Genomic DNA, 19,579 nt, shown 5'->3' with positions numbered 1-19,579 from the left:
TTATTGAGTTTATCTGAAGACATAAAAATAACTCCGATGTTAAAGCAGTATATATATTGGAAAAAAAAATACCCTGATTGCCTTCTTTTTTTCCGCGTAGGAGATTTTTATGAACTATTTTTTGATGACGCACGTACTGCATCTGCTGAATTAGATATAGTATTAACTACTCGATCAAAAGACCAAAAAAATGCTATTCCAATGGCAGGCGTTCCGTATCACGCTGTAGATTCTTATTTAAGCAAGCTTGTATCCGCTGGTTACAGAGTAGCTATTTGCGAGCAAATGACCGAGCCAGATGGAAAAACGATTGTTAAAAGAAGTGTTACTAGAGTTGTGACTCCTGGCACTTGGATTCCTGAGAATGCAGACAATGATGCAAGAATAATTGCATGTTATTTTTTAGAAAGTAAAATATTAATGGCATTTTTGGAATCAGGAAGTGGTGTGCTTAAAGCCGGAACATTTCAAGAAGATCAAGCTTTCTCTCTTTTATCTTCCTTTGCTCCTAATGAAATTGTTATATCTAAAAGCCAAAAAGAACGCTCATCTATATTCTTAAAGGATTATGAAAAAATTAGTGTTGTTGAACGTGACAAATCGGAATTTACAGAAAGAAATTCTGCCTCATGGTTATGTCGCAAATTGAATATTACAACAGTAAATTCAATGGGATTTGATGATTTTGACCCTGTTATTGGTGTAGTTTATGCTGCTATTCGCTATCTTGAAGAAACGCAATTTGCACAAGCTAATCATATTTCTGCGATTATTCCTATCCACCCAAATGAAAATTTAATTTTGGACAGGGCAACTCAAATCAATCTCGAGCTTATTGATAGTAATAATATATCTTTATATTCAACACTCAATAAGTGTAAAACGCCTATGGGTAATAGGAAACTAAAAGAATGGATTTTAGCACCACTTCAAGATATAGAACTAATTAAATTTAGGCAAGATTCTATTGATAGTTTAATAAATAACCATGATTTAAGAGAAAAAATTAAAAACATTCTTCCTAAATGTAGGGATATGGCCAAATCCCTAGGTAGATTAACCTTAAACCTTGGTTCTCCATCTGATTTACTCGCTATTAAACAAACTCTTCAAGCTGTTCCAATAATAAAAAATTTAATCAATTCATCTGATGTGTTATCTAAGTGGGGCCCCTTCTCGGATTTATCAAATATATCCCAATTATTAAATGAAGCATTATCTGATAGTGTCCCACGTTTTGTCCGTGATGGCGGAACAATAAGAACTGGATATAACAAAGAACTTGATAAATGGAGAGAGCGTATGAATGACTCGAGTTCTTGGCTTGCTAAATTTGAAGAAGAAGAAAGGGAAAAAACTGGTATTAAAACACTAAAAACAGGTGTAAATAGAATTTTTGGTTATTTTATAGAAATACCTAAAGGCAGCGTCGAGAAAGCACCCTTGCGTTACATAAGAAAACAGACTCTTGTCTCTGCTGAACGTTACATTACAGAAGAACTTAAGATATTTGAAAAAGAAGTTTTTATGGCAGAAGAAGAAATGATTCTGATTGAAGAAAAAGTCTACATTGATTTAATAGATAAAGTTATGGAAAATACTAAAGCAATACAAGAAATTTCAGATTTTATAGCGACTATAGATGTGCTTATCTCTTTAGCAGATATAGCTTTTGAAAGAGGATATACTTGCCCAGTAATCGATTTAAGTAGAGATTTTTTAATAAAAGACGCGAGACATCCTGTAATAGAAGTTGCTCTCGGTTCTGAGCCTTTTACACCAAACGATTATAATTTTAGTCCTGATTCAGATCAAAGAATCGCAATTATTACTGGCCCTAACATGGCTGGTAAATCTACGTATTTGAGAACAGCAGCCCTAATCGCTATAATGGCACATATGGGATCTTTTATTCCTGCAGAATCCGCAAAAATAGGCTTAATAGATCGCGTATTTACCCGCATAGGAGCCAAGGATGAGCTGTCTAGAGGACAGAGCACGTTTATGGTCGAAATGGTGGAAACAGCTAATATTATAAGGTTTGCGTCTGAAAGAAGTTTAGTTATTTTAGATGAAGTTGGTAGGGGAACGTCAACTTATGACGGATTAAGTATAGCGTGGTCAATAATTGAGTATTTACACAGCCAAGAAAGTCGTCAAGCACGAGTGTTGTTTGCCACACACTATCACGAGCTAACCCAATTGCCAAAAATCTTGCCAGGAACAGTAAATCTTAGCATGGCAGTAGAGGAGACTTGTGGCGGCATTACTTTTTTGTATAAAGTTATTTCTTCTCCATCAGATAAATCTTATGGCATTGAGGTTGCGAAGCTAGCAGGAATACCATTAACAGTTTTAAGACGTTCAGAAGAGTTATTAAAACAGTTTGAAACAAAAAAAATAGAAAAGGAATATGATGTCCCAAACAAAAAAAATCAGATGACACTTTTTGACATAAAAAAAGACATAATTCTTGAAGAAATATGTGCAATTAATCCGGATTCAATAACTCCATTGGAAGCCCTTGATTTTTTGTATAAACTTAAAGAAAAAACTAAGGATGCGTTAACTGATGACAATTAAAAAACTTGATTTAGAAATTTCAACGAAAATTGCTGCTGGAGAAGTTATAGAACGTCCTTCTTCAGTAGCAAAGGAATTGATAGAAAATTCTATAGATGCTTCTGCAACAGAAATTATAATACGACTTGAGCAAGGTGGAAAAAACTCTTTTGTAATAGAGGACGACGGAGTAGGAATACTTTTTGAAGAGCTACCGCTTGCATTGGAACGTTATGCAACAAGCAAAATTGAGAAATTGGATGATCTAGAAAACATATCGACATTGGGCTACAGAGGTGAAGCTTTAGCAAGCATTGCAAGTGTAAGTCGCATGGAAATAAGATCTAGAAAGGCGAATATAGATGAGGGAGGAGTAATAAGAACTGAAGCTGGAAAAGTTATACTTCACTCTTTAATTCCTTGTAAGCCTGGCACACGAATACAAGTGGATGATCTTTTTTTTAACCTTCCTGTACGACGAAAATTTTTAAAATCAGCATCAGCTGAATTACGTAGGGTTATCCAAACAGTAAATGACTATGCGCTAATACATCCCGAAAAAACTTTTAGAATATATTCAGATAATAAAATTATATTAGAACACATACCAGTTAAAGACACTCTTCTTGCCTTAAGAAAAAGATGGGGGGATGACACTCAAATATATAGCTCTAAAGCCCAACTTAATATGGTAGAAGTTAAAGCCTGGTGGAATCCAATACCTGATAGCAGAAGAGTGATAATTTCTCTTTTTGTAAATAAACGCAAGGTACAAGATGTGACCGTCAGAGCTGCTATTTGTTCGGGAGACTCAGTGGCTTATGGAGAGTGGTTAGTTTTAATTGATATCCCACCTACAGAGATAGATGTTAATGTGCATCCAACAAAAGAAGAAGTACGCTTTCGCAATACACAGGAGATTTTTAAAGCTGTTCACTCTTGTACAAAAAATATATTTCTAGATCGATATTCTATGGATAAGGACATTAAGTTAATAAAACCAATAAGCATTGAAGGGCTGTCAACTAATTACGATAGATTTGCATCAAACTTCAACACAAATACCTCTTTTTTTACATCTGATATTAACAGCGAAATTCAACCAAGCAGCGTATACACGCAAAAATCATATTCATCACAGATACAATTAAACAAATCAAATGACACCTCTTCCTATTGGTCTTTTACAGCAGACAAAAACTATATAGGGCAGACAGCAAGAGGTTTTCTTCTTTTTGATTTTCCTGGAGCACTCGCTATTATAGATCCACATGCAGCTCATGAAAAAATATTGTACGAAGAAATTGTAAGTAATTTTAATGAGACCATTGAGATACAAAAACTAACTATACCTCAAGATATTCCCGAAGCATTACTGCCCGAAATTACATCAAGAACAAACGAATTGTTATTATATGGTTTTGAAATAAGTAAGAATAAATTAGTAGGGGTACCTTTGATACGTGGCAAAGGACATATCGCACCTATTGAAATGTTGCGTTCTGTGCTAAAGGGGATTGATCTTGAATGTGCACCGGAGAAAAGAGACATGGAAGTTTGGTGGAGAATGGCACGCTTAGCATGTAGGGATGCGGTCAAGTTAGGACAAGTATTTACTAGAGAAGAAGCCTTATCTCTTTTAGAACAACTTGGAAGTATTAAAGATCCTTTTTCTTGTCCTCATGGAAGGCCTTCAATAATAATTTTTGAAAATAAAAAGATAGAAGGCTGGTTTAATAGATGAAAAACAAGAAAAAACTTATTGCGATTATAGGACCTACAGCTGTTGGTAAAACACAAATTAGCTTAGAGCTTGCCAAGCGAATAAATGCTGAAGTTATTTCTGTTGATTCAAGGCAAGTTTACCGCTATTTGAACATTGGTACAGATAAAGTAGATCAAGGCATTAGAAGAGAAATACCTCATCATCTGATAGATATAGTTGATCCAGATCAAGTATATTCAGCTGCAGACTTTTCTAGAGATGCAACTGACGCAATAAAAAGAATAAGCAAAAGAAAAAAAACTCCATTACTTGTAGGCGGAACACCCTTTTACTACAAAGCTCTCACAGGTGCCTTATCAAAAGATTTGCCAAAGGATTTAACAGTAAGAAAAGAGCTTGAAGAGGAAATAGACTCTAAGGGTTTGTTTTCTTTATATACAGAATTAAAAAAAATTGACACTGCATTGGCGGCTAGGATTCATCCAAACGACACGACGAGAATAATGAGAGGTCTCGAAATTTATAGAATAACTAATAAAAGTGCTTCTTGGTGGTATAAAAATCAAAAAAAAACAGATTCTCTTTATGATATTTTATATATAGGTTTAATTCGTTCTAGAAAAATTTTATACAAAAATATTGAACAGCGAGTAAAAATACAGTTTGCAAGCGGATATCCAGAAGAAGTTAAATGGTTATTAAATAATGGATATTCACCTAAATTATCAGCATTACAAGGTTTTGGGTATAGAGAGTTAATAAATTTTTTTAATAGTCATTGTTCTTTTTCAGAAGCAATTTATGACGATATAAAACATACAAAAACTTTCTCCCGCAAGCAAATGACATGGTTTAAACATTTTGAACCCATACATTGGTTCGATTTAGATACTAGCACAACTACTAAAACGCTTGATGATATTTTAAATAAAACGAAAGAACATATAGGTCAATGAGGATTATTAAATTATGAAAATTTATATTGCAAATCCCACTGGGCTTTGCTTTGGAGTTAAAAGAGCGATTTCAACACTAGAAGATGAACTCAATAAAACAGATAGAGTATATTCTTTAGGTAGTCCTATTCATAATGAACAGGAAATTAAACGCTTAAATAAACTTGGATTAATAGTTGTGAACGATCCTAAAGACATACCATATGGTGCTGTTGCCTTTATTCGTGCTCATGGTGTGACACCTGAAATTTATAACACAATTAAACAACGTAGTTCATTTTTAGTAGATGGAACATGCCCGTTTGTAAAAACTGCTCAAGAAAGAGCAAGAACTCTTTCCAAGGAAGGATATATAGTGGTAATATTAGGTGATGCTGATCACCCAGAAGTTAAAGCAATAGTTGGCTATGTAGAAGGTAAAGCTATTGTAATTTCTGATTCTGATAAGATACCCAAGTATTTAACTGGGAAAAAATGTGGAATATTGAGTCAAACTACTCAAAGAGTATCCTCTTTTGTTTCTCTGGTTGCATCCTTTATTTCTATATCTCCTGAAATAAAGGTATATAATACAATTTGTAAAGCAACGCTAGAACGTCAAGAATCAGTTTCCCGTTTAGCTTCAAAAGTAGACGGAATGCTCGTTCTTGGTGGCCGTGACAGTGCTAACACCCGTAAACTTGTGGAAATTACAGATGATGCGGGAGTACCAACAAAATGGATAGAACATGCGGGTGAGCTTGATAAGGAGTGGTTGCTAAAAAAGGAAAGCATTGGCATTGCAGCCGGCGGCAGTACGCCTGATTGGCTGATAAAAGAATTGATACAAAAATTAAACAAGATGTAAGCAGGAGGATGTTGGGTATGGTTGACGAGCTTCTTAACAGAGAAGGTGCAGAAACACCGGTAAAAGAAGAAACGATGGAAGAAATAATGCAGCAGTACGACGTTATGGGAGATTTTCACCGTGGAAAAGTTGTAGATGGTACTATAGTTGACACACGTGAAGATGGCTGGTTGGTAGATGTAGGTTATAAATGCGAGGGGCTTCTTGCACGTAAAGAATGGACACATAGAGTTCTTGTTGAAGACATTCAAGAGCCACAGAACGGAACGAAGGTAAGAGTTCAGATAACGAATATCTCGCAGGGTGAAGAGGCTCAACTAACTCTTAGCAGGTGGCGTTCTGAATTTGATGTACGCTGGGATAAACTTGAATTAGAAGCTACTCAAAATGATTTACTGAAAGTCACCGGGTTACGAAAAGTAAAGGGTGGACTAATTGTAAATAGTTATGGTATTGAAGGATTTATTCCCATTTCTCACCTAGCAGAAGAAGGTCGCGGAGTAAATCCGGGTAAACTAATTGGACAGGAGTTTTCTGCAAAACTTATTGAAAAAGACCGCCGTAAACGTCGTCTTGTATTTTCCCGTCGTACGATTGTTGAAGAAGAAATGGCAGAAATACGCAACTCATTTTATGAGCAGGTAGCTGTCGGTGATGTTTTAGAAGGAGATGTAAGCAGCATTACTTCATTCGGTGTTTTTGTAAACCTTGGTGCAATGGAAGGGCTTGTCCATTTAAGTGAATTGTCTTGGCAACGCAATATAAAACCAAAAGAAATCGTGTCTAAAGGAGAAAATGTTAAAGTTAAAGTAATAGGAATTGATAAAGAGAAAAATAGAATCTCTTTAAGCATAAAACAAACTACAACAGATCCATGGAGTACAGTTTCAGAGCGTTGGACAGAAGGTAAAACAGCCAAAGGGACAGTCACTAACCTAACAGATTTTGGTGCTTTTGTGGAAATTGAACCAGGCATAGAAGGTCTTATCCATATTGGAAACTTAAGCTGGACTAGAATCAAACACCCTAAAGAAATACTAAAAAAAGGACAAGAGATAGAAGTATGTATTTTAGAAACGGATACGGAACGTAACCGTATAAGCCTTGGATATAAACAGCTTAATGATCCATGGAAAAATATCGAAACTAAATATCAAAAAGGCAAAGATGTTTTAGTAAAAGTAGCTAGACTCGCCGATTTTGCTGCCTTTGTGGAATTAGAAGAGGGATTAGAAGGTTTAATACATATCTCTCAAATTTCCCAAGAAAAAATTAAGCATCCTCAAGATGTTCTCACCGAAGGACAAGAAATCTCTGCTAGAATAATAGATATTAATCCTTCGGAACGTCGTATTCGTCTTACTTTACTTCCTGTTTCTTTAAATGAAACCAAGAAAAGTTCTCAGGAGGTAGCTGCTAAAAAAACTCAGGTTAATACTACAAGAGGACGACGTTCTGTAACAAACAAAAATAAACTTACCAATAATAATCTCCCACAAGAAGAAGTCAATGTTACTATTGGTGAGTTATTAAAACAACCAGAATAAGAATACCAAAAATATGTAATAAACTTTACCCCCACATCCAGTATGGAGATGGGGGTTTTCTGTTACAATTATGTATATAGATAATATTTATTTTAACGTAAAATATTATGTGAGGTGAAAAAATGTCTATAAAAAAAATACTGACATATCCAAATAAGATATTAAGGGAAAAGAACGAAATTGTTGAGAAGTTTGATGAAGAATTAAAGTCAGATTTAGCTGATATGTGGGATACGATGTATGCTAATGAAGGTATAGGATTAGCAGGACCACAGATAGGTATTACTAAAATGATAGCTGTTATTGATTATGAAGGACAAAAATATACGCTTATAAATCCAATAATACTTGAGAAAAAAGGTATGTGTACTTACGAAGAGGGATGCCTTAGTTTCCCAGGTATATACACAGAGGTAAATTCTCCTGAAAAAATAAAAATACGCTATCAAGATGAAAATGCTTTTGTCCATACACAAGAGATTGAAGGTTTTTTAGCCTGTGTTTTCTCTCATGAACTTGACCACCTTTCTGGAAGGTTACTGATTGACAGAGTTTCTCCTCTTAAACGACAGTTTATAAAAAAAAGAATAGCAAAAAACATACAGAAAGAATTGTAGCAATGAAATTGGGATTTTGTGGGTCAGGTTTTTTCGCTGCTGAATGTCTAAAACACATAACACAATACATTAAACCGCAGTGGGTGATAACCAACACACCACAGAAAGCTGGGAGAAGTCTAAAACTTTGTGTTACTCCTGTACAAAAAACGGCAGAAAAACTTGATATACCATTTAAAACAACCAACGTAATATCAGAAGATAATAAACTCATTAACTGGATAGATGAGAATAGTCCTGATGTTATTTTAGTTATTGATTTTGGGCAAATGATAAAAGAACCCTTGCTATCATTACCAAAATTTGGTTGTTTAAATATACACCCATCAAAATTGCCCTCTTATAGAGGATCCTCTCCGCTTCAGCGTGCAATTGTAGATGGCCTAAAAACCACAGCTGTTACAGTATTTAAACTTGATGAAGGTATGGATACTGGGCCAATTCTAGTACAAAAAGAAATGGAAATATCCATAAAAGATGATTATTACTCATTATTAAAAAAGAGTTCATTATTAGGTTCTCATGCATTAATTGAACATATAATAAAAATAACACCTGAGCACTGGATTTTTACAGAGCAATCTGAAAATGATATATCTTTTGCACCAAAAATTAAAAAAAGTGAAGGAATACTATCTTGGGATGAAAAAGCATCTTTTTTATACAATAAAATTAGAGCATTTAAGCATTTTCCAGGAACATTTTGTTTTATAGATGGTAAAAGACTGGCTATTAAAGAAGCAGAAATTGTAAAAAAAAGTGGTCCTTCTTCTTCAATAATTGGTTTTGAAAGTGGTATGCCTATAGTGGCGTGTTTAGAAGATGCATTAAAATTAATTACGGTGCAACAGGAAGGTAAAAGAGAGCAAAAAGCAAGTGAATGGGTTAGAGGCAGTAGAATGCAAATAGGAGATAAATTTAATTAGCATTATTAGGAGCGAAGAAAATGCAGTATGATAATAAAAATATAGACTTAATTTCTTCAGACTATCTTTATAAAGGTAAAGTACTAAATTTACGTATCGATAAAATCCGAACAACACTTAAAAAAAATATTGTAAGAGAAATTGCAGAACATTCTCCTGCTGTGGCAGTTGTTGTTTTGAACCCAAAAAATCAAATCTGTCTCGTCTCCCAATATAGACATGCAATAAATGCAAAAACACTAGAAATTCCAGCCGGATTAGTAGATGAAGGGGAGTCTCCTTTAGAAGCTGCGAAGAGAGAGCTTTTTGAAGAAACTGGTATAAAAGCAATTAATATTGAAAAGGTTTTATCTTTTTATACGTCACCTGGGTTCTCTACAGAATTAATCCATTTATATTACGTTTCAGACTATAAGGCTACCATTTCACAAAATAAAGATGATGCAGAAAACATCTCTGTTTTTTGGTACTCAATTCATGATGTTTTAGAAAAAATCAAAATGGGAAGCATAAAAGACGCTAAAACAATATTGGCTTGTTATTGGTATGTTCAAAAAAGGAGATAACATGTCACGACCTCAAGAAAAAGATAAAAAATTTTTACTTATACTAAGTAGATTTGAAGATTATATGCTTTTGGAGAGAGCTTCTTCACAAAACACGTTAAAAGCGTATTCCTCGGACCTAAAAGCGTGGTATTGCTATTGTAAGAAAAATGAAATTCCTCCCCTTAATCTTACCGGAGACAGTATTTCTCGTTTTTTAACTGAACAATCTATAACTGGCAAAAGTAGAAACACCGTACAAAGGAATGCTGCCGTTTTAAGTTCTTTTAGTCGGTTTCTTGCATATGATGGATATTCAGAGATACAGCCACTTTTGGATCCTTTGCCAAAGAGAAGTGTTGCAATACCTCAAATTATGACTGAGGGTGAAATACAAAGAATAATAAACGTCTGTGAAGATGGAACTTTATTAGGAGCAAGAGATAGGGCCGTTATTGAATTGGCTTATGGAGTTGGTCTTAGAGCTTCAGAGTTATGCAATATAAAATTAAGAGATATAGATGACCACAATGGACTTATATATACCAGAGGTAAAGGAGATAAAGAGAGGGCCGTTCCATATGTTGGTGGGGTGAGAAAGGTTACTGAGAGATATATAAAAGAGGTACGACCTTCTTTGAACAAATTAGAATTAGAATGGCTGTTTCTTTCACGTACAGGAAAACAAATGCGCAGAGAATTTTTATGGCATATCCTCCAAAAAAGAGGCAAAGCAGCCAATATTTCTTCTTCTCGACTTTATCCTCACATTTTGAGACATACCTTTGCGACCCATTTGCTAAGAAATGGCATGAACCAAAGAACTTTGCAAGAAATATTAGGACATACATCAATATTAACCACGGAGAAATATACTCACTTAGATACTGAGATTCACGACTTCTATGATAAATATCACCCAAGATCGTAGTTTATAACTATCTATCTTATGGCTTATTTTCGAAAATGGAGGACAAATAATGCTTGTGTACGATAAAATATTTAAAACTTCTGAATATTTAAAAAATAAGATTGTAAAACCTCCCCAAATTTGTATAGTTTTGGGTTCTGGTCTTGGTGCTTTAGCTGATAATATAGAAAATAAACAAACCATGTCTTATTCTGATATCCCGAATTGGCCCCTTTCAACTGTTTCTGGACATAATGGGCGTCTCATTTTTGGAATGTTACAAGGACATAATGTTGTTGTAATGCAAGGTCGAGTACATTATTATGAGGGGTATAACATGGAAGAAGTTACCTTTCCTATTAGAGTTCTAGGGGTGCTTGGAATTAAGGTACTGGTCCTTACCAATGCTTCCGGTGGTATAAGTCCCGACTTGAAACCGGGCGATATTGTTGCTATTCAAGACCACATTAATTTTATGGGGACAAATCCTCTGATCGGGAAGAATCTTGATGAATTTGGCACACGCTTCCCAGATATGACTCATCCATATGATAAAAAATTATTAGAAATTTTAAAAAACATAGCTAAAAAGAAAAAAAATGAATTAAAAACAGGTACTTATATGGCATTCTCAGGGCCATCCTTTGAAACTCCTGCCGAAATAAATATGGCTCGTTTACTAGGAGCCGATATTGTTGGAATGTCTACTGTGCCAGAAGTGATTATTGCTAATCATATGGGAATACGCGTTTGTGGTTTATCATGTGTCTCCAATGCAGCAGCTGGAATAACAGGAGAAAAATTAACTCATCAAGAAGTAATGGATAATATGAAAGAAACTTCATATTCTTTAAATACTATCATATCTGCATTACTCAAAGAACTTGTTTTATGATGATTATTAATCCTATTAAAATTATAGAAAAAAAACGTGATGGAGGAACTCATACAAGAGCAGAGATAGAGTATCTCGTAAAATCAATCATGAGTGCCGAGTTTGCTGATTATCAACTTTCGGCATGGTTAATGGCAGTATATTTAAATGGTTTAACGGAAGATGAAACAATTTTTTTAACAGAAGCACTTGCTTTTTCTGGCGAAGTATTTAAATACTCAGATGATATTAAAATAGTCGATAAACACAGTACCGGTGGTGTTGGAGATAAAACTTCCCTTATTTTAGTACCACTTGTAGCCTCTTGTGGGGGAAAGGTTTCTAAATTAAGTGGCTCTGGTCTTGGTTATACTGGCGGGACTGTTGATAAATTGGAATCTATTACCAATATGAAACTGAACCTTTCTCAGAAAGACTTTAAACGTCAAGTCGAAGAACTTGGTTGTGCTATATCAGGACACTCAACGACATTAGCTCCGGCTGAAGGGATACTCTATAAATTACGAGATGTCACTGGAACGGTACCATCTATACCTCTAATAACTAGTAGTATAATTAGTAAAAAAATAGCGGGAGGTGCCATGGGGTTTGTCTTTGATGTAAAATTTGGATCTGGAGCTTTTATGCAAAACAAAAAAGATGCACAAAAACTAGCCAAAAACTTAGTAGCTACATCTCAAAAAATGGGGAAAAAATGTACCGCACTAATTACCAATATGAATCAACCTTTAGGTGAGTTTGTTGGTAATTCTGCCGAAATCTATGAGGCAATTAAAGTCCTTAGTGGAGAAGGACCAAAAGATACGAAAGAAATATGCCTTGCTCTTGGAGCGAATATGCTTAAAATAGCAGATGTATGTGAAACCGTTACTGAAGGCTATAGTTTATGTGAAGAAGCATTAAATAATGGAAAAGCTTTACTAAAGTTTAGAGATCTTATCAAGGCTCAGGGAGGTGATGCAAGTATAGTCACCAATCCGAATTCAATTTTTCCGCTAACCAAATATAAACATGAAATTAAGTCCAATAGAGATGGGTTTATTTCAAAACTAGATGCTCAACTCATAGGCGAAGCACTTAGATCTCTTGGTGGAGGACGCATGAAGAAAGAAGATTCTATAGATTCATCAGTAGCTATTAGGCTCATGCGTAAAATTGGCTGCCCAATTTTCAAAAACGATACGGTTCTTGAAGTGTATTACAATAATGAAAAACAAATAAAAAGTGTTATGCCTTATTTGCCCTCATGCTTCGAAATATCCCCAAAAACATCAGATTTTATCTTAATAGCAGATTGTATCTCATAGACTGTTGTTTTTCTTTCTTTAATCTGTTATCCTTCTATCCAGATTGATAAAAATCGTAGAATCAATTTATGGAGGCGAGTTTCAGCTGGTGCTGGACACGGACTTCAAATCCGATGGGGGTTGGTAATTCCAGTCTCGGTGTGTTCGATTCGCACACGCCTCCGCCATAAAAATTAAAAACTCAAGAGTTTTTAATTATATGTAATTCGGCCACAATTGTTGTGTTATGACAGAAAGTCATAACACTTTTTTTATGATATATCACATTACAATTAGATTTACACTAATATTTAAAAACCTAAAATGTGTTATTATTGTAGCCTGTAAGGAAGTGATATTTTGTTTATAACACTTGAAGGTATTGATGGCTCAGGCAAAACAACTCAAGCTAAGCTCCTTTCGGATTGGCTTAAAGAAAAATACTCAAATAAAGAGATCTTATTAACTTATGAACCCGGAGGATGGGATAATGGTAGCATTCTTCGAGAAATGGTTATTTGTGGCGCTTTACAACATCCTTGGAGCGAGGCTTATCTTTTTATGTTAGATAGATGTGAACATATAGCAAAAATAATTCAGCCCGCTCTCGATAAAAATACGATAGTTATTTGTGAACGATACCATGATTCAACTTTAGCTTATCAAGTTTGGGGAAGAGGACTTCCGCTAAAAGTATTGAATTCATTGGCCGTTGAATCGGGTTTCCCAGTTCCTGATATAACCCTATTTCTCGATCTTAATCCAGATATAAGTGAACAGAGAGTCTCAAACAGAGGACAGCTCGACGCTTTTGAGTCTGAGGGAGAAGAGTTCATGAAGAGGGTAAGAGAAGGATACGTCTCTTTGGCAAAAAGTGATTTTTCTAGATGGATAACGATAGACGCGTCTTTGGGCAATAGTGATGCTATATTTAAAAAAGTAATATATTCGTTAAATCAAAGAGGGTATTTTATTGATTAATGATTTTGAATTCGCTTTAGAAAAGTCTGCAGGGTGGCGAATGGTTGCAGATTCTATAAACAATGATAGGTGTCCTCAAACATTGGCTGTTATTGTTCCATCATCAATGCAGGTATTGTTTGTTCGTAAATTTGCAGGACTTCTTTTAACAAATGACAAAAGCTTAAATGATATTGAACATCCAGATTTAATAAATGCAGGAACAACTTTTTCTCCTCCTTCAATTGAGGAGTGTAGAACGTTAAGGTCCGAATTAGCATTGTTCCCTATAGAGGCTAAATACAGACTAGCCGTAATATGGGAAGCAAATAAATTGTCAAAAGAGGCCTCTAATAGTCTTTTAAAATTAACGGAAGAACCGCCCAAACATGGATATATATTGTTAGTATCAGAAGAGGACAATTTTATTCCAACAATAAAAAGCAGAGTTACACTGATACATATTGACTTCCCAAGTGATATAGTTTTAACAAGTCGACTTCCTGGCACAACTGAAGATTTTATTCATTGGATTAAGTTATCCAAGAAAAAAAACAATGAGGAATTGTATTTGGAAATTGAAGGCTGGATAAATGATTTATTAAATAAGAAACTTTTTTTTGAAGCAGAAAAACTTGAATCAATATTAAAAATAATAAGGCATAAACGGCTGTCAGTATCTATGACACAAGATATAATATATGGCAGCCTCAAGGAGGGAGTTTCAACTGAACAAGCATTTAGCAGTTTATGGGAAACCTAGATACCTGGGTTTTATAGAGTATGAAAAAGAAATAGAAAAGGGCACATCCGTTGTAACCGAATCATATAGAGGTGAAGAAATTGCCCTAATAGTTGGTTCTATAACAAACCAACAAGAAGCAAAATACAGGCTTTTAAGAAATGCTTCAGAGCATGGAGATTCATCGAATAAAACAACTGAACCTGTCGTAACAGACTTAAAGTTCCTAAGAAATGCTACAGACGAAGAAATTGAAACAGCAAAGTCATATAGAAAAGATGAAAAAGAAATTCTTAAAAAAGCAATAGATATCGCTCTTCCACACAATCTTGACATGAAACTTATTGATGTTGAGTTTTTATTAAATAAACGTAAATTATTTTTCTATTTTTCATCTGAACAGAGAATTGATTTTAGAGCTTATGTTCGTGATTTAGCAAGAGAATTTAAAACGCGAATTTAGTTTCGACAGATTGGAGTAAGGGATGAAGCTAAAGTTATAGGAGGAATAGGGCCATGTGGTCAATCTTGCTGCTGTAGTTATTGGCTAAATCAGTTTGCACCAATTTGCATAAAAATGGTGAAAGAACAAAACTTGGCTTTAAATCCGGCTAAAATATCTGGTATCTGTGGGCGACTGATGTGTTGCATGAGTTTTGAACATGATGTTTATCACGAAATATGGAAAAAATTACCAAACCCTGGCAGTAAAATTAAAACGCCAACTGGTAATGTTGTAATAACCGGGATTGAATTACATAAAGAAAATGTTCGTTCTTTTGTGCCTGGAAAAGGGGAAATTAAAGTTCCCATTAGTAAGTTTGAAGAATTTAAATCTACCCTATTATCTGGAGAAGAGTGGATTGTTGACGAGTATTCAGAAAATTTAACAAATCTTTCTGAGAAACCAGTTGTCGATTTTAATTTGCTTATTGGAGAAAATTCAGACAACAACAGTAATAAGCCTTTAAATTTTAAAGAAAGAGCTGCTTCCAGTGCAAATAAAAGAAAAAAACATCGCTTAAAAAATATTATAAAACCTGTTGCGAATAAAATAAGTGATAATGTTTCCCCAAATAGCACAAGCGATGAAACAGCAACAGAAGCACCAACAAAAATGAATCCCAAATATACGAAATTTAAAAAAAATAGAAGTAAGAGAAAAATTAATAAAAAAAATAGAAAAAACATAAATAAACAGGAAAATAAAATATGAAACTTTTTTCAGATCTATCAAAAAAGCTTTTAAAAACTAGAAATAAGTGGTCATTAAGCATTGCAAACTTATTTTCTGAGGACCCAGTAACAGATGAATTTTGGCTAGAGCTTGAAGAAGAAATGATAATTGGTGACGTAGGAATAGATTTAACTGAATCCTTAATAAACAAACTTAAGTATATTGTAATTGAACGTAAGATTTCCAAAACATCTGAACTAAAGAAACATTTTAAAGAGCTACTTATTAATTTACTTGATGCAATACCAAGGATGGGAGAACCTCTAATACTTAATTCACACCCTGCCTTTGTAATTTTTATTGGAGTAAATGGTAGCGGTAAAACAACGACTATAGGGAAATTAGCTGCTCAATTAAAAAATGAAGGACACAAGGTGATGTTGGTAGCAGCAGACACCTTTAGAGCTGCTGCCATCGACCAATTAAAAGCATGGGCCTCTAAAGTATCTATCAGGCTGGTTGCTCAAAAACAAGATAGTGACCCAGCTGCTGTTGTATACGATGCTGTTATGTCTTCAAAGGCGTCTAAAGACGACATAGTTCTTGTTGACACGGCAGGGAGGTTACACACCAAATTAAATTTAATGGAAGAACTAGCTAAGATTTATCGTGTAATACAGAGAGAAGCTCCCGGAGAACCATCTGAAGTTTTCCTTGTACTTGATGCTGTAACAGGACAAAATGGTTTTTTGCAAGCTGAAACCTTCAACAAGGTTATACCAATTACAGGTGTTGTGCTTACAAAATATGATAATTCTTCAAAAGGTGGGGTTGTCCTTTCAATAGCTGACAAATTAAAGTTGCCAATCAGATACGTAGGATTAGGAGAGAACATTGAAGATTTACAACTTTTTAATTCCAGAGTTTTTGTTGAAACTCTCTTAGATGCGAATAATACATAGTGTTATGATATATGATACTGAAAAAAGACACCCCAGAGATCCTTTGGTAAAAAAAATTATAGCTATTCTAATCCCTAGAGGCAATCAGAATAATTATAATAAGGTTTATAACATTCTAGAATACGTGTGGGGGGCTCCAGAAAGAATTAGCCCCAAATTTCCTTTTGATTGGACAAATTACTATAGCGAAATATCTCCAAATTTAGATAGAATCTTTTTTTCATATGCGGGGCTATACCCAATGTCTAAATTAGTAGAGTGGAAGTTAAAAGCCCGTGAGATAGAAAATATGACTGGAACTTCTAGAACAGTAAATATTGATCCTGGAACATTGGATGGTGCAAGGTTGATTCTCGCGTCAACAAAAGGACAGGCACATAGAATTTATTTAAACAATGGTATTTTTGCAGAAGTAACTCTTTGTAAAAGAAAGGGAAAGTGGACAAGCTTCTTTTATACATTCCCTGATTTTAAAAGTGGAGCCTATGATAACTGGTTGGATACTGTTAGGTCCGATTGGAAAAAGGAGCATTATTTAATTCAAAATAAAAAATAATATTTATAAATTAGTTTTTGGAGGATTGAAATGATACCACGTTATGAAAGCAAAAAAATAAAAGAAATATGGTCTGATAAAAATAGATTTCAGAGATGGTTAGATGTTGAACTAGCAACCTGTAAAGCATGGAATGAAGTAGGGGTAATACCAGATGAAGACATGAATAATATCTCTAAAAAAGCCACTTTTGATATAGATAAAATTAACGAGATAGAAACTATAACACAACATGACATGATAGCCTTTAATTCTAATGTTGCAGATTCAATTGGCCCGTCGGGACGTTACATTCATCTAGGACTAACAAGCAGTGACGTAATTGACACTGCTGCCTCTCTTTTACTTTCTGAAAGCTTGAATGTTATTATTGAGGAATTAAATATATTAAAGAAAACTATAGGTAAAAAAGCGTCAAAATATGCATATACACCATGTGCCGGAAGAACTCATGGGATCCATGCCGAACCCACTACATTTGGACTAAAACTATTAAATCATTATGCTGAAATCGAACGAGATATAGAAAGGCTTAATCAAGCAAAAAATAGTATTTCTTTTGGCAAGCTTTCTGGTGCAGTAGGAACGTATGCAAACTGCCCACCTTATATAGAAACTAGGGTTTGTGAGCTCTTGGGACTTAAGGCTGATCCTGTCGCAACACAGGTTATACAAAGAGATAGACATGCTAGAATAGTATCAGATATTGCAATTTGTGGAGCATCAATAGAAAGGCTTGCCCTTGAAATTAGGCATCTACAGCGCACCGAAGTTTTAGAGGCTCTAGAACCATTTAAAAAAGGACAAAAAGGTTCCTCAGCAATGCCACATAAAAAGAATCCGATTCTTTGTGAGCGTTTATGTGGAATGTCTAGACTTTTACGCAGTTATACGGGGCCTGCAATAGAAAATATATCTCTTTGGCACGATAGAGATATAAGTCATTCATCTGTAGAACGCGTAATATGGCCAGATATGTTTCATCTAATCTATTATATGATTTCTACTATTACCAATATCATAAGTGGTCTTCAAATAAATGAAGGTAAAATGGAAGAAAATATAAATTTAACAAATGGACTTTTATTTTCCGGCCGCGTTTTGCTGGCTTTAGTTGAAAAAGAGGGTTTAAGTAGAGAAGATGCTTATGCAATTGTTCAAAGTAATGCTATGACATCGTGGAATAATAATACTTCATTCTTGGATCTTCTTAAATCAGATAAAAGGATAAAAAAATTAAACAAAGATGAACTAGAATCATTATTTGAATTAAATTACTATTTTAAACATATAGAAGAAATATTTTCTCGTTTTCCTGAATTAGATAAATTGGAACAAATAAATTAGAAGTCATGGAGGGATTTATATGTCTACACCTGACAAAAACATTATTCTTGAAATTGTAAGAGCAACAGAAGCTGCAGCAATAGCTGCGGGATTGTGGATTGGTAGGGGGGATAAAAATAAAGCGGACGAAGCTGCGGTGAATGCGATGCGCAGAGTCCTAGGTGAAGTAAAGATGGCTGGACGCGTAGTCATAGGCGAGGGAGAGAAAGATGAAGCTCCAATGCTATTTAACGGAGAAAAGCTTGGGAATAGCGACTCTCCTAAGGTTGATATTGCTGTAGACCCTATCGATGGAACAAGACTTACAGCTATGGGATTGGCAAATGCAGTAAGTGTTATTGCGTTTTCTGAGCACAACACTATGTATAATCCACAACATATCTTTTATATGAACAAGATAGCAACCGGACCGCTTTCAGCTAATGCTATAGACATAGAAGCCTCGCCTTCATATAACGTTAAAGCCGTCGCAAAATCGCTTAAAAAATCTCCAGAAGACATAACAGTAATGGTATTAGATAGGCCAAGACATGAAGAACTAATTAAAGAGATCCGCTCTCTTAATGCTAGAGTACGTCTTATACCTGATGGGGATGTTGCAGGTGCACTTGCAACGTGTATCCCTAATTCAGGAGTAGACTTGCTTATGGGGATTGGCGGATCTCCCGAAGCAGTTATTACAGCTTGTGCAATAAAATGCGTAGGAGGAAACATGCAATGTAAATTATGGCCTAGAGATGATAAAGAGCGAGAATTATGCGAAGAAAAAGATATGGATGTAACAAAAGTTTTAAATCTAGACGACCTTGTTGCATGTGACAATGTCTTTTTCGCAGCAACAGGCGTTACTGACGGAGATTGGTTAAAAGGTGTTAAGTACTCAGAAAGTTCTATAAATACCTCATCTTTGGTAATGCATTCTAAGAGTGGTACTATTCGCTATATTAACTCAATTCATAGCACAAACGAATTAAAAAAATAAAAATGGGTTTAAGATTTATTGAATATTAGCAAAACA

General features: G+C 34.7%; 19 protein-coding genes and 1 tRNA gene. All 20 read left to right on the top strand.

Features of this window, described 5'->3' with window-relative positions; genetic code table 11:
* The first annotated feature begins 3 nt into the window (after positions 1 to 3).
* Complete coding sequence (mutS, locus tag GXZ13_02295; protein ID NLX74669.1) at positions 4 to 2,583, top strand: DNA mismatch repair protein MutS; 2,580 nt, start codon at positions 4 to 6, stop codon at positions 2,581 to 2,583.
* A complete protein-coding gene (locus tag GXZ13_02290; GenBank protein NLX74668.1) occupies positions 2,573 to 4,306 on the top strand; it encodes a hypothetical protein in 1,734 nt (577 codons plus the stop codon). Before mutS ends, GXZ13_02290 begins: the two co-directional genes overlap by 11 nt.
* A complete protein-coding gene (miaA, locus tag GXZ13_02285; protein NLX74667.1) occupies positions 4,303 to 5,244 on the top strand; it encodes a tRNA (adenosine(37)-N6)-dimethylallyltransferase MiaA in 942 nt (313 codons plus the stop codon). The genes GXZ13_02290 and miaA overlap by 4 nt, the downstream gene beginning before the upstream one ends.
* Positions 5,245 to 5,257: 13 nt before the next feature.
* Positions 5,258 to 6,091, top strand: a complete 834-nt coding sequence (gene ispH, locus GXZ13_02280; protein NLX74666.1) for a 4-hydroxy-3-methylbut-2-enyl diphosphate reductase — start codon at positions 5,258 to 5,260, stop codon at positions 6,089 to 6,091.
* Positions 6,092 to 6,108: 17 nt separating this feature from the next.
* Positions 6,109 to 7,638 (top strand): S1 RNA-binding domain-containing protein, encoded by a 1,530-nt coding sequence (locus GXZ13_02275; protein NLX74665.1) that lies wholly within the window; start codon positions 6,109 to 6,111, stop codon positions 7,636 to 7,638.
* Between the two features lie 122 nt (positions 7,639 to 7,760).
* A complete protein-coding gene (gene def, locus GXZ13_02270; GenBank protein NLX74664.1) occupies positions 7,761 to 8,255 on the top strand; it encodes a peptide deformylase in 495 nt (164 codons plus the stop codon).
* A 2-nt stretch (positions 8,256 to 8,257) separates the two neighbouring features.
* Positions 8,258 to 9,181, top strand: coding sequence for a methionyl-tRNA formyltransferase (gene fmt, locus GXZ13_02265; GenBank protein NLX74663.1), 924 nt, complete (start codon positions 8,258 to 8,260; stop codon positions 9,179 to 9,181).
* Positions 9,182 to 9,201: 20 nt separating this feature from the next.
* Positions 9,202 to 9,747 (top strand): NUDIX hydrolase, encoded by a 546-nt coding sequence (locus tag GXZ13_02260; GenBank protein ID NLX74662.1) that lies wholly within the window; start codon positions 9,202 to 9,204, stop codon positions 9,745 to 9,747.
* 1 nt (position 9,748) lies between these two features.
* Positions 9,749 to 10,657, top strand: a complete 909-nt coding sequence (locus GXZ13_02255) for a tyrosine-type recombinase/integrase (protein ID NLX74661.1) — start codon at positions 9,749 to 9,751, stop codon at positions 10,655 to 10,657.
* Positions 10,658 to 10,706: 49 nt separating this feature from the next.
* The gene (locus tag GXZ13_02250) at positions 10,707 to 11,531 is read left to right on the top strand and encodes a purine-nucleoside phosphorylase (protein ID NLX74660.1); all 825 of its coding nucleotides are present in this window, start codon (positions 10,707 to 10,709) and stop codon (positions 11,529 to 11,531) included.
* Positions 11,532 to 11,533: 2 nt separating this feature from the next.
* Entirely contained in the window at positions 11,534 to 12,838 is a 1,305-nt protein-coding gene (locus tag GXZ13_02245; protein ID NLX74659.1) for a thymidine phosphorylase, read from the top strand.
* A gap of 70 nt (positions 12,839 to 12,908) precedes the next feature.
* A tRNA-Sec gene (locus GXZ13_02240) sits at positions 12,909 to 13,005 on the top strand.
* Positions 13,006 to 13,177: 172 nt separating this feature from the next.
* The gene (gene tmk / locus GXZ13_02235; protein ID NLX74658.1) at positions 13,178 to 13,798 is read left to right on the top strand and encodes a dTMP kinase; all 621 of its coding nucleotides are present in this window, start codon (positions 13,178 to 13,180) and stop codon (positions 13,796 to 13,798) included.
* The gene (locus GXZ13_02230) at positions 13,791 to 14,540 is read left to right on the top strand and encodes a hypothetical protein (protein ID NLX74657.1); all 750 of its coding nucleotides are present in this window, start codon (positions 13,791 to 13,793) and stop codon (positions 14,538 to 14,540) included. Before tmk ends, GXZ13_02230 begins: the two co-directional genes overlap by 8 nt.
* Positions 14,479 to 14,982 (top strand): hypothetical protein, encoded by a 504-nt coding sequence (locus GXZ13_02225; GenBank protein ID NLX74656.1) that lies wholly within the window; start codon positions 14,479 to 14,481, stop codon positions 14,980 to 14,982. Before GXZ13_02230 ends, GXZ13_02225 begins: the two co-directional genes overlap by 62 nt.
* A gap of 114 nt (positions 14,983 to 15,096) precedes the next feature.
* A complete protein-coding gene (locus GXZ13_02220) occupies positions 15,097 to 15,735 on the top strand; it encodes a hypothetical protein (protein NLX74655.1) in 639 nt (212 codons plus the stop codon).
* Positions 15,732 to 16,658, top strand: coding sequence for a signal recognition particle-docking protein FtsY (gene ftsY / locus GXZ13_02215; protein NLX74654.1), 927 nt, complete (start codon positions 15,732 to 15,734; stop codon positions 16,656 to 16,658). Before GXZ13_02220 ends, ftsY begins: the two co-directional genes overlap by 4 nt.
* A 4-nt stretch (positions 16,659 to 16,662) precedes the next feature.
* Complete coding sequence (locus GXZ13_02210; protein NLX74653.1) at positions 16,663 to 17,214, top strand: DUF4416 family protein; 552 nt, start codon at positions 16,663 to 16,665, stop codon at positions 17,212 to 17,214.
* 30 nt (positions 17,215 to 17,244) lie between these two features.
* Positions 17,245 to 18,561: an adenylosuccinate lyase gene (locus tag GXZ13_02205; GenBank protein NLX74652.1), complete on the top strand. Its 1,317-nt coding sequence runs from the start codon at positions 17,245 to 17,247 to the stop codon at positions 18,559 to 18,561.
* Between the two features lie 19 nt (positions 18,562 to 18,580).
* Positions 18,581 to 19,543, top strand: coding sequence for a class II fructose-bisphosphatase (gene glpX, locus GXZ13_02200; GenBank protein NLX74651.1), 963 nt, complete (start codon positions 18,581 to 18,583; stop codon positions 19,541 to 19,543).
* The last annotated feature ends 36 nt before the right edge of the window (positions 19,544 to 19,579 follow it).

The sequence above is a fragment of the Synergistaceae bacterium genome, from assembly GCA_012728235.1.
GTDB lineage: Bacteria > Synergistota > Synergistia > Synergistales > Synergistaceae > JAAYFL01.
This window is presented reverse-complemented; position numbering and strand designations above follow the sequence as displayed.